13 protein-coding genes are annotated in these 13,430 nt (G+C 74.9%); 5 read left to right on the top strand and 8 right to left on the bottom strand.

Annotated features, from left to right (window positions below):
- Positions 1-18 precede the first annotated feature (18 nt).
- On the bottom strand, positions 19-1,167 hold the full coding sequence (locus AB0B40_RS21445) for a glycerate kinase (RefSeq protein ID WP_362264983.1): 1,149 nt from the start codon (positions 1,165-1,167) through the stop codon (positions 19-21).
- Between the two features lie 150 nt (positions 1,168-1,317).
- Here AB0B40_RS21445 and AB0B40_RS21440 point away from each other — a divergent pair, with 150 nt between their 5' ends.
- From AB0B40_RS21440 to AB0B40_RS21430, 3 genes are all read left to right on the top strand, one after another.
- Positions 1,318-2,391 carry an ADP-ribosylglycohydrolase family protein gene (locus AB0B40_RS21440; RefSeq protein ID WP_345056779.1) on the top strand — a complete coding sequence of 358 codons (1,074 nt, stop codon included), beginning with the start codon at positions 1,318-1,320 and terminating at the stop codon, positions 2,389-2,391.
- Positions 2,392-2,419: 28 nt separating this feature from the next.
- Positions 2,420-2,914: an NUDIX hydrolase gene (locus tag AB0B40_RS21435; RefSeq protein ID WP_345056777.1), complete on the top strand. Its 495-nt coding sequence runs from the start codon at positions 2,420-2,422 to the stop codon at positions 2,912-2,914.
- Positions 2,915-2,993: 79 nt separating this feature from the next.
- Complete coding sequence (locus AB0B40_RS21430; RefSeq protein ID WP_345056775.1) at positions 2,994-3,725, top strand: Sir2 family NAD-dependent protein deacetylase; 732 nt, start codon at positions 2,994-2,996, stop codon at positions 3,723-3,725.
- Positions 3,726-3,743: 18 nt separating this feature from the next.
- Here the strand turns inward: AB0B40_RS21430 and AB0B40_RS21425 are convergent, their stop codons facing one another.
- The 3 genes from AB0B40_RS21425 to AB0B40_RS21415 form a co-directional block, all read right to left on the bottom strand.
- The gene (locus AB0B40_RS21425) at positions 3,744-4,235 is read right to left on the bottom strand and encodes a methylated-DNA--[protein]-cysteine S-methyltransferase (protein ID WP_345056773.1); all 492 of its coding nucleotides are present in this window, start codon (positions 4,233-4,235) and stop codon (positions 3,744-3,746) included.
- Positions 4,236-4,243: 8 nt separating this feature from the next.
- Positions 4,244-5,755, bottom strand: a complete 1,512-nt coding sequence (locus AB0B40_RS21420) for an AlkA N-terminal domain-containing protein (RefSeq protein WP_345056771.1) — start codon at positions 5,753-5,755, stop codon at positions 4,244-4,246.
- A gap of 82 nt (positions 5,756-5,837) precedes the next feature.
- The gene (locus AB0B40_RS21415; RefSeq protein ID WP_345056872.1) at positions 5,838-6,659 is read right to left on the bottom strand and encodes a methylenetetrahydrofolate reductase; all 822 of its coding nucleotides are present in this window, start codon (positions 6,657-6,659) and stop codon (positions 5,838-5,840) included.
- A gap of 330 nt (positions 6,660-6,989) precedes the next feature.
- Here AB0B40_RS21415 and AB0B40_RS21410 point away from each other — a divergent pair, with 330 nt between their 5' ends.
- Both AB0B40_RS21410 and AB0B40_RS21405 read left to right on the top strand, forming a co-directional pair.
- Complete coding sequence (locus AB0B40_RS21410; protein ID WP_345056769.1) at positions 6,990-7,691, top strand: phenylalanine--tRNA ligase beta subunit-related protein; 702 nt, start codon at positions 6,990-6,992, stop codon at positions 7,689-7,691.
- 178 nt (positions 7,692-7,869) lie between these two features.
- Positions 7,870-9,618, top strand: a complete 1,749-nt coding sequence (locus AB0B40_RS21405) for a PLP-dependent aminotransferase family protein (protein ID WP_362264980.1) — start codon at positions 7,870-7,872, stop codon at positions 9,616-9,618.
- Between the two features lie 15 nt (positions 9,619-9,633).
- On the opposite strand, the gene AB0B40_RS21400 is transcribed toward AB0B40_RS21405, so the two are convergent.
- The 4 genes from AB0B40_RS21400 to AB0B40_RS21385 all read right to left on the bottom strand — a co-directional run bounded on the left by AB0B40_RS21400 (position 9,634) and on the right by AB0B40_RS21385 (position 13,259).
- Positions 9,634-10,083, bottom strand: a complete 450-nt coding sequence (locus AB0B40_RS21400; RefSeq protein WP_345056765.1) for a hypothetical protein — start codon at positions 10,081-10,083, stop codon at positions 9,634-9,636.
- 249 nt (positions 10,084-10,332) lie between these two features.
- Positions 10,333-10,842 carry an O-acetyl-ADP-ribose deacetylase gene (locus AB0B40_RS21395; protein ID WP_345056763.1) on the bottom strand — a complete coding sequence of 170 codons (510 nt, stop codon included), beginning with the start codon at positions 10,840-10,842 and terminating at the stop codon, positions 10,333-10,335.
- 62 nt (positions 10,843-10,904) lie between these two features.
- The gene (locus AB0B40_RS21390; protein WP_345056761.1) at positions 10,905-12,314 is read right to left on the bottom strand and encodes an NAD(P)/FAD-dependent oxidoreductase; all 1,410 of its coding nucleotides are present in this window, start codon (positions 12,312-12,314) and stop codon (positions 10,905-10,907) included.
- A 99-nt stretch (positions 12,315-12,413) separates the two neighbouring features.
- The gene (locus AB0B40_RS21385; protein ID WP_345056759.1) at positions 12,414-13,259 is read right to left on the bottom strand and encodes an inositol monophosphatase family protein; all 846 of its coding nucleotides are present in this window, start codon (positions 13,257-13,259) and stop codon (positions 12,414-12,416) included.
- Positions 13,260-13,430 lie beyond the last annotated feature (171 nt).

Raw genomic sequence — 13,430 nt, 5'->3', positions numbered from 1 at the left:
GGTGCCACGCCCCCGGGGTCAGCTCAGGTGGTCCTCGGCGATCCGGACGGCGACCCGTTCGAGGATCGGTCCGGCGTCCGCGATGCACTTGGCGACGTCCGGCTCGAGCGATGTCAGCGGGTACGCCCGTCCGATCCCGGCCCCCCGCAACGCCTCCTCCGGCAGAGCGAGCCGCCCGCACACCGCGACCACGGCCTTCCCCGCGGCCCGCGCCGCCGCGGCCACCCCGGCCGGTGCCTTCCCGTGCAGCGTCTGCTCGTCCAGCGACCCCTCCCCCGTGATGACCAGGGAGGCCCGCTCCAGGGCGGGTGCGAAGCCCAGCACGTCCAGCATCACCTCGATGCCGGGGCGGAAGCGCGCGCCCAGGAGGAGGGCGCCGTAACCGATGCCGCCGGCCGCGCCCGCGCCCGCGGACGCCGCGTGCCGCGCCGCCCGCGGGCCGGCCGCCGCCTCCAGCACCTTCGCGAAGTGGGCCAGCGCGGCGTCCAGCGTCGCCACGTCCTCCGGCGAGGCGCCCTTCTGCGGGCCGTACACCGCCGGCGCGCCCTTCGGCCCGGTCAGCGGATTGTCGACGTCGCTGGCCAGCACCAGCTCGACCGAGGACAGCCGGGGATCCAGGCCGGACAGGTCGGCGCGGGCCAGGCCGGCCAGGCCGCCGCCGCCCGGGGACACCGGCTCGCCCTCCTCGGTCAGGAACCGGGCGCCCAGCGCGGCCAGCATGCCCGCGCCGCCGTCCGTCGTGGCGCTGCCGCCGACGCCGAACACGATCGTCCGGGCGCCCGCGTCCAGCGCGGCCCGCAGCAGCTCCCCGGAGCCGTACGTCGATGCCGTGAGCGGGGCGAAGACGCCGGCCGGCAGCCGCTGGAGGCCGCTCGCCTCGGCCATCTCCACGACCGCCGTGCCGTCGCGCAGCGCGAACGCGGCCGTCACCTCCTCGCCGAGCGGTCCGGCGACCCGGACCTCACGGCGCTCGAAGCCGGCCGCGACCGCCGCGTCCACGGTGCCGTCGCCGCCGTCGGCCACGGGCAGCGCCTCGACCCGAAGGTCCGGCACGACCCGGCGCAGCCCGGCCGTCACCCGCTCGGCGACCTGCACGGCCGTCAGCGAGCCCTTGAACTTGTCCGCGGCGATGAGCACCCGACGGGTCTCGTTTGCAGCGTCCGCCACCTTGTCTTCCCCTTGCTCTCCGGGCCCCGCGCATGTCGGGGCCAGTCGCGCCGCTGTGACCATAACCGCAGGACACCCCCGCCGTCATGCCCCGCCCGAACCCTGGGAAGCGGCCGGGAGCCGGGCGGGCAAAGTGGGTACACCCCTGCCATGGGCACCCAGCGCACCGGACCGGATCTCGCCGACCGCATCCACGGCGGCTGGCTCGGCCGGATCGCGGGCAACATGCTCGGCAAACCGGTCGAACAGGGCGAGGTGTGGACCCGCGACCGCATCGACCGATACCTGCGCGGGGCCGCCGCGCTGCCGCTGACCGACTACCTGCCGGAGCCCGCCGACGCGGACGAGGCCGCCGTCCTGCGCCCGGAGTGGCGCAGCTGCGTGCGCGGCCGGATCCACGGCAGCTGCCGGGACGACGACGTCGACTACGCCATCCTCGGCCTGCACCTGCTGGAGACCCACGGCTTCGGCTTCAGCACCGAGCAGGTGGGCGACCTGTGGCTGCTCAGACTGCCGTACCTGCAGACGTTCACGGCGGAGCGGGCGGCCTACCGCAACCTCGCGAACGGGATGAAACCGCCGCTGACGGCGACGTACGACAACCCCTACCAGGAGTGGATCGGCGCGCTGATCCGCGCCGACGTCTACGGCTGGACCAGCCCCGGCGACCCGGTCCGGGCCGCGGGTCTGGCCCGCCGGGACGCGGTGCTCTCACACACCGGCAACGGGGTCTACGGCGCCATGTGGGCCGCCGCCCTGATCTCGGCGGCCTTCACCGCCGCGACCGTCCGGGACGCCCTGGAGACCGCGCTCACCGTCGTCCCGGCGAGCAGCCGCCTGGCCCGGACCGTACGGCGGGTGATGACCCTGCACGAGGCCCGGCTGCCCTGGGAGGAGACCCTGGCCACGGTGTCCGCGGAGACCGCCGGGCTCGGCTGGATCCACACCGTCCCGAACGCCGCCGTCCTCACCGCCGGGCTGCTCTACGGCGACGGCGACTTCACCCGGACCATCGCCCTGACCGTGCGCGGCGGACTGGACACCGACTCCAACGGGGCGACGGCCGGCTCGGTGGCCGGCGTCCTCACCGGGGCGGACGCCATTCCGGCCCGGTGGCGGGACCCGCTGCAGGACACGGTGCGCAGCGCGGTGTTCGGCTTCGACGGCGTACGGATCAGTGCGCTGGCCGAACGCACCCTGCGCCTGACCGCGACCGGGACGTAGGAACGGGCCGGCTGGTTACCCTTCCCCCATGACGACCGCTCCTGACTTCGCCACGTACATCGCGAGCCTGCCCCGTGTCCTCGCCGGTGCCGCCGCGCTCTTCCGGGACGCCGAGGGGCGGGTGCTGCTCGTCGAACCCAACTACCGTGAGGGCTGGGCGCTTCCGGGCGGGACCATCGAGTCCGACACCGGGGAGACGCCGCGTCAGGGCGCCCGCCGGGAAACCCTGGAGGAGATCGGGCTCGACCGTCCGCTGGGGCGGCTGCTCGCGGTCGACTGGGTGCACGGCGTGGGCCGGCCGCCACTGGTGGCGTACCTGTACGACGGGGGCGTCCTCACCGACTCCGAACTGAAGGCCATCCGCCTCCAGGAGGAGGAACTGCTGTCCTGGCGCCTGGTCGCCCGCGACGACCTCACCGCCCATCTGCCCGGGGCGCTCGGCCGCCGGGTGCTGGCCGCCATGGACGTACTCGCGGACGGGTCCTGCACGGCCGAGCTGGAGAACGGCCACCGCGTCCAGTGACCCCCGCCCCCGGGGGGGCAGGTGCGCGACGCCGTTATCCGTTCGCGGGAGCCGGGCGGCCAACCCTACCCTCGGGGGCATGACCAAGCCGCTCGTCGCCGTGTTCAGCGGGGCCGGTGTCTCCACCGACTCCGGCATCCCCGACTACCGTGGCCCGAACGGGCTGTGGCGCCGGGACCCGGAGGCCGAGAAGCTCGTGACGTACGAGTACTACATGGCCGATCCGGAGATCCGGCGGCGGTCCTGGCAGATGCGCCGGAAGAACCACGCGCTGAAGGCCGAGCCGAACGCCGCGCACCGGGCGGTCGCCGAGCTGGAACGGTCCGGCATCCCGGTGCGGGTGATCACGCAGAACGTGGACGGCCTGCACCAGCTCGCCGGGATGCCCGAGCGGAAGGTGCTGGAGCTGCACGGAAGCGCGCGCAGCGTGGTGTGCACCGGGTGCCGGGCGCGGGGGCCGATGGAGGAGGTCCTGGCCCGGGTGGACGACGGGGAGGAGGACCCCGCCTGCCTGGAGTGCGGGGGCATCCTGAAGTCGGCGACGGTGATGTTCGGCCAGCGCCTGGATCCCGTCGTCCTGGGCGAGGCCATGGCGATCAGCAAGGCGTGCACGGTGTTCGTCGCCGTCGGCAGCAGTCTCCAGGTGCAGCCCGCCGCCGGCCTGGTCGGGGTCGCCGCCGACAACGGCGCCCACCTGATCATCGTCAACGCCGAGCCGACGCCGTACGACGACTTCGCGCACGAGGTCGTCCGCGAACCGATCGGCACCGCCCTGCCCCGCCTGCTGCGGGGGCTGCACGCCCGGGGCTAGGGCTGTCGTTCCGACCGGTCAGAACAGGGCCGTTCCCGCCTCGAAGTCCAGCAGGCGGCGTTTGCGGTCCAGGCCGCCGCCGTAGCCCGTGAGAGCGCCGTCGGAGCCGACCACGCGGTGGCAGGGGACGATGATGCCCACGGGATTGCGGCCGCCTGCGAGGCCGACGGCACGGGAGGAGCCGGGACTGCCCAGGGCGCCGGCGAGTTCGCCGTAGGTACGCGTCTCGCCGTAGGGGATGCGGGTGAGCTGTTCCCAGACGCTGCGCTGGAACGGGGTTCCCCGCAGGGCGAGTCCGACGGTGAACTGCTTGAGCGTGCCCGCGAAGTACGCCGTCAGCTGCTCGGTCGTCTCGGTGAACACGGGCAGCGTGTCGTCGCGCGGGCCGAACGCCTGATCAGCGGGGCGATGCCGCTGGCCGGCCATGTACAGGCCGCACAGGGCGCCGTCGGCGTCGGCGACGAGGGTGAGCGGACCGTAGGGACTGTCGGTCGTCGTGTGGTGGTTCATCGGTTTCCTCACGCCGGAAGGACGTTGATCGGGTGGCTGTCGGTCGCCCACAGGTACTGCACGGCGTAGGCCCGCCAGGGCCGCCAGCTCTCCGCGCGGGCGGTGAGCGCGGCCGGGGTGGACGGCAGGCCCAGCTCCTTGGCGGCGCGCCGGACACCGAGGTCGGTGGCGAGGAACGCGTCCGGGTCGCCCAGGGCCCGCATGGCGATGACGTCCACCGTCCACGGACCGAAGCCGGGCAGCGCGAGCAGCCGGGCACGGGCCTGCGCCCAGTCGGCGTCCGCGCCCAGGTGCAGCTCGCCGTCGGCGAGCCGCCGGACGAGGGTGGTGAGGGTGGCGCGCCGGGTGCGGGGCATGGCCAGGGTGCCGGGGTCGACGTCGGCCAGCGCCTCGGGAGAGGGGAAGAGGTGGGTGAGGCCGCCCTCGGGGTCGTCCAGGGGTTTGCCGTGCGCGGTGACCAGACGGGCCGCGTGGGTGCGGGCGGCGGCCGTGGACACCTGCTGGCCCAGCACGGCCCGGACGGCGAACTCGGCCTCGTCGACCGTGCGCGGCACCCGCCGGCCCGGGCCCCGGCCGACCAGTGGGGCGAGCAACGGGTCGGCGCGCAGCCGGTCGTCGACGGCGACCGGGTCGGCGTCCAGGTCCAGCAGGCGGCGGCACCGGCTGATGGCCACGGTCAGGTCGCGCAGGTCGCTGAGGGTGAGCCGGCAGACGATGTGGTCGGGGCGGGGTGCGAGGGCGGCGATGCCATGGCCGTAGGGCAGCCGCAGGGTGCGCCGGTAGGCGCCGGTGGGGGCACCGTCCACGCCGCTCAGGCAGTCGGGCAGCCACTCCTCCACACCGGGTACGGCGGTGGCGGCGAGATGGCCGAAGAGGTTCGACGGGTTGAGCGGGGCGCGGAACGGCAGCCGCAGGGTGAGCACGCCGGGGGTGCCCGCGCCGCTGTCGGGCACCCGGGCGCGCAGCTCGCTCGGGGACAGCGCGAAGACCTCGCGGACGGTGTCGTTGAAGGCACGGATGGAGGAGAAGCCGGCCGCGAACGCGATCTCCGCCATGGGCAGGGGCGTGGTCTCGATGAGCAGCCGTGCGGTCTGGGCACGCTGGGCGCGGGCGAGCGCGAGGGGGCCCGCGCCCAGTTCGGCGAGCAGCTGCCGCTCCACCTGCCGGGCGCTGTAGCCGAGCCGGGCGGCGAGTCCGGGCACCCCCTCGCGGTCCACGACACCGTCGGCGATCAGCCGCATGGCCCGGGCCACCAGGTCGGCGCGCCGGTTCCACTCCGGGGAGCCGGGGCTGGTGTCGGGGCGGCAGCGCTTGCAGGCCCGGAACCCGGCCTGCTGGCAGGCGGCGGCGCTCGGGTAGAACGTCATGTTCTCCGGCTTGGGCGGCACGGCCGGGCAGCTCGGCCGGCAGTAGATCCGGGTGGTCAGTACGGCCGTGAAGAACCACCCGTCGAACCGCGCGTCCTTGGACTGCACGGCGCGCACGCAGTGCTCCCGGTCGAGATGCGTTCCTGTCTGCATGCGTCCAGCATCCGCCACCGGCCAGGCCGTCCGCTGGCGGGAATCCGACACGTACGTGGCCCTGGCCAGGGGCCGGGCCGGTTCAGGAGAGGTCGCTCGCGGGGGCGCCGCCCTGCCGGAACCCGGTGATCCACTCGGCGGTGGTGCGCAGCCCGCCGAATGTGTAGAAGTGCACCTTGACCGCGCCGTGCCGGGCGGGGTCGTACCGCTCGTCCAGAGCCCGCAGGAAGCGGTCCGGCCCTGTCGTGCCCATGAGGTTGGTCAGTGAGAACCCGTACTTGCGGGCGACGGAGGCGCTGGTGCCGACGCCGAACCGGGTGGCGTAGCCCAGCAGCCGGCGCACGCCGGCCGGTCCGGGGACGCCGATGCGGACGGGCAGGTGCACACCGCGGGCGCGGAGGGCTTCCAGCCAGGTGAGGACCGGATCGACGTCGAAGCCGAACTGGGTGATCACGTCGCCGGTGAACGGGCCGGCGCCGATGGCCGCCGCCTTGTCCGTCAGCGCCGACCACAGCGCGTGGCCGGCTATGCCGGGGTGCCCCTCCGGATAGCCGGTGATGCCGACGTGCCGGACGCCGTGGTGGTGCAGCAGTCCGGTGCGCAGGACGGAGAGGGCGTCCTCGTAGGGGCCCTCGGGCCGGGCGGGGTCGCCGCCGACGACGAACACGTTCTCGGCGGTGCCGTCGGCCGCCAGCCCGCCGAGGAACTCCTCCAGGGCCGGCCGGGAGGGCAGCCGGCGCGCGGAGATGTGGGGCACGGGGACGAAGCCGAGCCGCTTGACCGCGCGGGCGGCCGTCAACCGCGTGGCGGTGTCCTCACCGGCCAGGAAGGTGATGTTGATCCGGGTGCCCGGCGGGATGCCGTCCGCGGCCTCCTCCAGCCTGGACACGTCCTTGCCGGTCATCTCCAGGGAGAAGTCGTCCAGCAGCCGGGCGCCCCGCCCCTGGCTCACGGCGCCGTGCGGGCGGGAGGCGGTGCCCTCCGGCGACCCGGTGAGAGCGGGGTTCATCGTGCTCCTCGTACGGCGGTGGTCCTGACCTCGGCCGATGATGCCACGCGGACCGCGGCGACCGTCGGCCAGGGGGCACCGGCCCGGGTTATGGACCGGTCGTCGCGGCCCCGTTTGGCCCTGGCCGACGGGCCAAGCGCCGGGCAGGCTGGCCTTTCCGATCACCGAGGAGGTTCTGTTGAGCGTTTCGTCGAGCGCCGGCACGCGAGTGGTGGTGGCGTGACCATGCGATTCCGGCATGCGGACGCGGTCCGGGCCGCGTACCCCGAACTGTCCGCCGGCGTGCTGTACGCCACCGGTGTCGGCGCCACCGCGGACACCCGGCAGCGCGCCGCCGCCCACACGGCGCGGGCCGTGGCCCGGCTGGAGCGGGCGACCGAGGGCGAGTTCCCCGAGGTGCTGGCCTGGCGGCGGACCCTCACCCGGATGGGAGTGAAGCCGACGCGGTACCGGTGCGCCTCGGAGTCCCTGCTGCGCCGGCTGCGGAAGGAGGGGGCACTGCCGGCCGTCCATCCGCTGGTGGACCTGTGCAACGCGATCTCGGTGGCGTACGCGGTCCCGGTGGCGGTCCTCGACGTCGACCGGATCACCGGGCCGCTGCTGGAGGTCCGCCCGGCCCTGGGGGACGAGACGTACACCGCGTTCGGCGGCGGGGTCGAGCATCCCGTGCCCGGCGAGGTGACCTACGTCGACTCCGCGAACCGGTCCCACGCCCGCCGCTGGACCCACCGGCAGAGCGGCCACTCGGCGGTCGGCGCGCACACCGACCGGGTGCTGGTGGTGGCGGAGGCGATGCACGAGGGCGGCGCGGACAGCGTGGCCCAGGTGATGAAGACGATCGAGGAGGAGGTGGCGGCGCACTGGGGGGCCACCACGGCGACGGCCGTACTCACGCGGGAGACACCGGAGTTCGTCTTCGGGGGCTGACGGGCCGCTGGGGCGGGGAAGCGCCACGGGGGCAGGGGGCGGCGCCGCGGGGGGCGGGCGGAGGGGCGGACGGGTGGACCGGCGGGCCGATGGTCGGGCCGCACCGGCTGCGGGGACAGGCGCACGGCAACGGGTGGGCGACGGGGAACGGTCAGGGGCGCGTGACAGCATGGGCAGGGTGTCTGTGGGGCGGAACACGGCGGAGTCGGCCGGGCAAGTGCCGGAGCGCGGTTCGGACTTCCTCCAGCTGGCGGTCGGTGACGTACCCCCCGGCGGGAAGGCGGAGTGGCTGGCCGGCCGGCTGCGGCAGGCGATAGCCGACGGCCGGCTGGTGGTGGGCAGCAGGTTGCCGCCGACCCGGGTGCTCGCCGCGGAGCTGCGTGTCTCCCGGGGGGTGGTGACCGAGGCCTACCGGCGCCTCGCCGAGGACGGGCAGGTGGCGGGCCGTCGGCGCGGCGGCACGGTGGTGGTCGCGGCACCGTTCGCCGCCGTCGCGCCTGTGCGTCCCGAGCACGGGCTTGCGGAGAGAACTCGGCCCGGACTTGCGGAGAGAGCCGGGCCCGGCACCGGGCACGCGGGCGGCTCGCCGGGTGCCGGTGGCTGTGCCGACCTGGACGCCGGTGCTCGCGTCGGTGCCGGTGCGGTTGGCGCCGCGGTTGGCGCTGACGCCGCCCCTGGTGTGCTCGGTGGCGATACCGCCCTTGTCGCGGCGCGGTCCCGTGCCGCGATGCCGGCCGAGCCCGAGGTGCACCCGGACGGGCCCGCTGGAGGGCGTGCCGGGACCCCTGCCGGGCTGTTCGCCGGTGACCCCGGCGCCGAGGTCTTCGACGCGCTGCGGGCCGCGCCGGCCGCCGTGAACTTCACACCCGGCCGCCCCGACCTCACCACCTTTCCGCGGGCCGCCTGGCTGCGTGCCGAGCGTGCCGTGCTCGCCGAGCTGTCCGCCGAGCATCTCGGCTACGGCGACCCGCGCGGTGCGCCCCGCCTGCGACGGGCCGTCGCCGACTGGCTCGCGCGCATGCGGGGCGTACGCGTGGAGCCGGACGAGGTGCTGATCGTCGCCGGCACCGCGCAGGCGCTGACGCTGCTGCACCCGGTGCTGCGGGCGGACGGCGTCGACGCGGTCGCGGTGGAGGATCCCGGCTCGCTCGGGGCCCGCCAGCACCTGGCGAACGGCGGCCTGGCCACTCCCCCGGTGCCGGTCGACGAGGAGGGCGTACGGGTCGACGCGCTGCGGGCCACCGGTGCCCGGGCCGTCCTGCTCACGCCCGCCCATCAGTTCCCCACCGGTGTGGTGACCAGCGGCGAACGCCGGCGAGAGCTGCTGGAGTGGGCGCGGGACGGCGGGCTGATCCTGGAGGACGACTACGACGCCGAGCACCGCTACGACCGGCCCCCGGTTCCCGCGCTGCGCGCCCTGCTGGCCGACCGGGTCTGCTACCTCGGCAGCGTGTCGAAGCTGCTCGCCCCGGCACTGCGGATCGGCTGGCTGGTGGCACCGGCCAGGCACCGCGCCGCGCTGGTCGACGCCAAACGCTTCAACGACCTGGGCAACGCGGTCCTGCCGCAGTTGGTGCTCGCCCGGCTGATGGAGTCCGGTGAACTGGAGCGGCATCTACGGCTGTTGCGCGGGCGCCACCGCAGGCGCCGGGACGCGATGATCGCCGCCCTCGCCGAGCACCTGCCGGGCGCGCGGGTGCACGGCGCCGCGGCGGGCCTGCATCTGACGGTGACGTACGCCGCCGACGTGCCCGACGCCGAGTTCGCGGCGGCGGCGCTCGCGCACGGTGTGAAGTGCCAGCCGCTCTCCTGGCACCGGCAGTCGCCGGGCCGGCCGGGCCTGGTCCTCGGTTACGCGGCCACCCCGCCGGGTGTCATCGCCGACGGCGTGGCACTGCTCGGCAGGAGCCTGCGCGCACTGGGCTGACCGGCCCCGCGAGCCTCATCTCACCGTTTCCTGACGGGACGCCAGCGCCCAGATGACGAAGACGTCGAGCGCCATCAGGAACAGCGACCAGACGGGCGCGTACGGCAGGAACAGGAACTGCGTGATGAGGCTGAGCGCGACGAGGAACAGGCCGGCGAAGCGGGCCCAGGCCATGCCCATGAGCAGCCCGACGCCGGTCAGGAGGACCAGGGCGCCGATGATGATGTGGATGGTGCCCCAGCCGGTGAGGCTGATCTTGTAGATGTACGCGCCGATGCGGAAGTAGACGTCGTCACCGGCCACCGCGGCGATCCCCTGCAGGAGCGCGAGGATGCCGCTGCACACCATCAGGACGCCGGCCAACGTGACACCGCCGGTCACCCAGCCACTGCCGCGGGCCGCGGACCGCGGCGGCCCGGAGCCGCCGGGGGGACTCGGTTCGGTGGGATGCGCTGCCTGACTCATGGGCGTTCCTCTCTGTGCCTCCCCGCTCGGTGCGGTACGCGCCGTCCTCGCGGGGCGCACCACCACTCCGAGCGTTGGGCAGGCCCCGCCCGGGCGCACCGCGGCTGCCGCCGTTCGGGTGAGGCCGGGCGGTCGTACCGGCTCACGCCGGACCGCGGCCGGGCCCCGCCGAGGATCCGCACCCGCCCGGTGAACGTCCGGCGCCGGCATCGACGCAGGCGCACGGAGCAGCCGGAACCGGGGCTCCGCTCAGTTCAGCCGCGCGGCGAACGTCTCGTACGCCCGGTCGTCGAAGAGGACGAAGCGCACCTCTTCGACGGCCGTCCGCGCGCTCCGTACCGTCTCCACCGCGATGCGGGCCGCGTCGTCCATCGGCCACCGGTAGACGCCGGTGGAGATCGCCGGGAAGGCGACCGTGCGGGCGCCCAGTTCGTCGGCCACGCGGAGGGACTCGCGGTAGCAGGAGGCGAGCAGCTCCGAGCGGTCCTCGCTGCCGCTGTGGACCGGGCCGACGGTGTGGATCACCCAGCGGGCGTCCAGTTCGCCCGCCGTGGTGGCGACCGCCCGGCCGGTGGGGAGGCCCTTGCCGTACCGGGAGGCGCGCAGGGCCCGGCACTCCTCCAGGATGGCGGGGCCGCCGCGGCGGTGGATCGCGCCGTCCACGCCTCCGCCGCCGAGGAGGGAGGAGTTGGCCGCGTTGACGATGGCGTCGACGGTCTGCCGGGTGATGTCCCCCCGGACGAGGGTGATGGTCGTCATGTCCGCCCCAATCGGTGGTCAGGTCCGCCCCGGCCGGTCGTCACGTCCGCCGCAGCCCGTGGTCACGTCTTGCGCAGTCTCCGCCAGACGGCCTTGGCCGCGTTGTGGCCCGACATGCCGTGGACGCCGGGGCCCGGCGGGGTGGCCGAGGAGCAGATGAAGACGGCCGGGTGGGGGGTGTGGTACGGGAACAGGGACAGCTTGGGGCGCAGCAGCAGCTGGAGTCCGGAGGCCGCGCCGCAGGCGATGTCGCCGCCGACGTAGTTGGCGTTGCGGGCGGCCATCTCGGCGGGGCCGGCGGTGGCGCGGGCGAGCACGCGGTCGCGGAAGCCGGGGGCGAAGCGCTCCAGCTGGCGTTCTATGGCCTCGGTGAGGTCACCGGACCAGCCGTTCGGCACATGGCCGTAGGCCCAGAAGACCTGCTTGCCCTCCGGGGCGCGGGTGGGGTCGGCCACGCCGGGCTGCACGGTGATCATGAACGGTCTCTCGGGGGCGCGGCCCTCGCGGGACACGGCGCGCAGTGCGGTGCCGATCTCGGTGTGGTCCGCGCCGATCTGGACGGTGCCGGCGACGCGGGCCTCGGGCGCGGTCCACGGCACCGGGCCGTCCAGGGCATAGTCGATCTTGAAGACGCCGGGGCCGTAGCGGTAGCCGGCGTAGTGGTCGCCGAAGCCGGCGATACGGGCGAGCGCGGTGGGCGAGGTGTCGAAGACGTAGGCGCGCGCGGGCGGCAGGTCGTCCAGACGCTTGACCTCGTAGTCGGTGTGCACCTGGCCGCCGAGGTCCGTGAGGTACGCGGCGAGGGCGTCGGAGATGGCCTGGGAGCCGCCGCGGGGCACCGGCCAGCCGCGGGCGTGCGCGGACAGGGCGAAGACCAGCCCGATGGCACCGGTGGCCAGGCCGCCGAGCGGCGCCATCACATGGGCGACCAGGCCGGCGAAGAGGGTCTTGACCCGCTCGTCCCTGAAGCGGCGCATCAGCCACGTGGACGGCGGGAGCCCGGCCAGGCCGAAGCGGGCCAGGGTGACGGGGTCGCGCGGGAGCGCCGTCAGCGGCAGGGACATGAAGTCCCGCACGAGGGTGTCCCAGTTCGCGAGGAACGGCTCGACCAGCCTGCGGTACGGGCCCGCGTCACGCGGCCCGAAGGAGGCCGCCGTCTCGGCCACCGAGCGGGACAGCACGGCCGCGGTGCCGTCCGGGAAGGGGTGGGCCATGGGCAGCGGGGCGTGCAGCCATTCGAGGCCGTACCGGTCGAGCGGCAGGGCACGGAAGGCCGGGGAGTTGACACCGAGGGGGTGGGCGGCCGAGCACGGGTCGTGCCGGAAGCCGGGCAGGGTCAGTTCCTCGGTGCGGGCGCCGCCGCCCACCGTGGACTTCGCCTCGAACAGGGCCACGGAGAAGCCCCGGCGGGCCAGCTCCACGGCAGCGGTCAATCCGTTCGGTCCCGCACCCACCACGACCGCATCGAGCATCGACGGCACCTTCGGACCCCTTCGTCAGCCGACGGCCATTGGGGATCAGGATATGCCGGGGGACTGACACTCCCCCGGCGCGGGTGACCCCCGGGGGGGTCAGGACGCGGTGCGCAGCAGGCCGGACACCCGGCGGGCGGTGGCCGCGTCCCGGGCGGCGGTGAACGGCAGCGCGTTGCCGCCGGTGACGCGGAACGGCTCGCCGGTCAGGGTGAGGTGCGCGCCGCCCGCCTCCTCGACCAGGAGCAGGCCGGCCGCGTGGTCCCAGGCGGCCTCCCAGGAGAACGCGACGGCGTCCAGCTCGCCCCGGGCGACGGCGAGGTACTCCAGGCCGGCGGAGCCGCACGGGCGCGGGGCGAGCCCGTCGGTCCACAGGGCGCGCAGCGCACGCTTCTGGTCGTCGGTGGTGTAGTCGGGGTGGGAGGTGGCGACGACGAGGTCCCGGCCGGTCTCGGGCGGCCCCGCGAACAGCCGCTCGCCGTCGAGGAAGGCGCCCTGGCCACGGACGGCCGTGGCCAACTGGTCGCGTGCCGCGGCGTAGGTCCACGAGGCGAGCACGACGCCGCGGTGGGCGAGCGCCACCAGGGTGCAGAAGCCGTCGTCGCCGTGGACGAACTGGCGGGTGCCGTCGACCGGGTCGACGATCCAGACGGGTGCGTCTTCCTGGAGTGCCCCATACACCGCGGGGTTGGCGTGGACCGCTTCCTCGCCGACCACCACCGAGCCGGGCAGCAGGGCGCCGAGGTCCTCGGTGAGCCGCAGCTCGGCGAGGCGGTCGGCGTCCGTCACCAGGTCGTGCGGGCCGCTCTTCTGGTCCACCTCGTGGTCGGCGAGGTGGCGGAAGCGGGGCAGGATCTCGGCCGCGGCGGCCTTGCGGACCGCTTCTTCCACGTCGGCCGAGCAGCGCGTGAGAAACTCGTCGATGGTTTCCGTCTCTTCGAACATGTCCCCTATGAGAGCACGTCCCACTGACACTCCCCGCCGCCCGGGTGTACGCGAGGTGGAATCCGGATGAAGAACAGGACTCCCGGCCGGGCCGCCGACGGCTGACGGCGGCCCGCGGAAGGAGCGTGTCCCCGCGTCCCGCAGCACGCGGCCCCCGTCCCGCGGACAGGC

It is taken from the genome of Streptomyces sp. NPDC042638 (genome assembly GCF_040647235.1).
In the GTDB taxonomy this organism is placed as follows: Bacteria; Actinomycetota; Actinomycetes; order Streptomycetales; family Streptomycetaceae; genus Streptomyces; species Streptomyces rameus.
Note: the sequence above shows the minus strand (reverse complement) of the source record. Positions and strands in the feature narration are given on the sequence as shown.

Excerpts from the sequence above, each read along its gene's own strand:
- AB0B40_RS21440 (WP_345056779.1), top strand. The coding sequence starts at position 1,318 with ATGGGCACCCAGCGCACCGGACCGGATCTCGCCGACCGCATCCACGGC.
- AB0B40_RS21435 (WP_345056777.1), top strand. The coding sequence starts at position 2,420 with ATGACGACCGCTCCTGACTTCGCCACGTACATCGCGAGCCTGCCCCGT.
- AB0B40_RS21430 (WP_345056775.1), top strand. The coding sequence starts at position 2,994 with ATGACCAAGCCGCTCGTCGCCGTGTTCAGCGGGGCCGGTGTCTCCACC.
- AB0B40_RS21425 (WP_345056773.1), bottom strand. The coding sequence starts at position 4,235 with ATGAACCACCACACGACGACCGACAGTCCCTACGGTCCGCTCACCCTC.
- AB0B40_RS21420 (WP_345056771.1), bottom strand. The coding sequence starts at position 5,755 with ATGCAGACAGGAACGCATCTCGACCGGGAGCACTGCGTGCGCGCCGTG.
- AB0B40_RS21415 (WP_345056872.1), bottom strand. The coding sequence starts at position 6,659 with ATGACCGGCAAGGACGTGTCCAGGCTGGAGGAGGCCGCGGACGGCATC.
- AB0B40_RS21410 (WP_345056769.1), top strand. The coding sequence starts at position 6,990 with ATGCGATTCCGGCATGCGGACGCGGTCCGGGCCGCGTACCCCGAACTG.
- AB0B40_RS21400 (WP_345056765.1), bottom strand. The coding sequence starts at position 10,083 with ATGAGTCAGGCAGCGCATCCCACCGAACCGAGTCCCCCCGGCGGCTCC.
- AB0B40_RS21395 (WP_345056763.1), bottom strand. The coding sequence starts at position 10,842 with ATGACGACCATCACCCTCGTCCGGGGGGACATCACCCGGCAGACCGTC.
- AB0B40_RS21390 (WP_345056761.1), bottom strand. The coding sequence starts at position 12,314 with ATGCTCGATGCGGTCGTGGTGGGTGCGGGACCGAACGGATTGACCGCT.
- AB0B40_RS21385 (WP_345056759.1), bottom strand. The coding sequence starts at position 13,259 with ATGTTCGAAGAGACGGAAACCATCGACGAGTTTCTCACGCGCTGCTCG.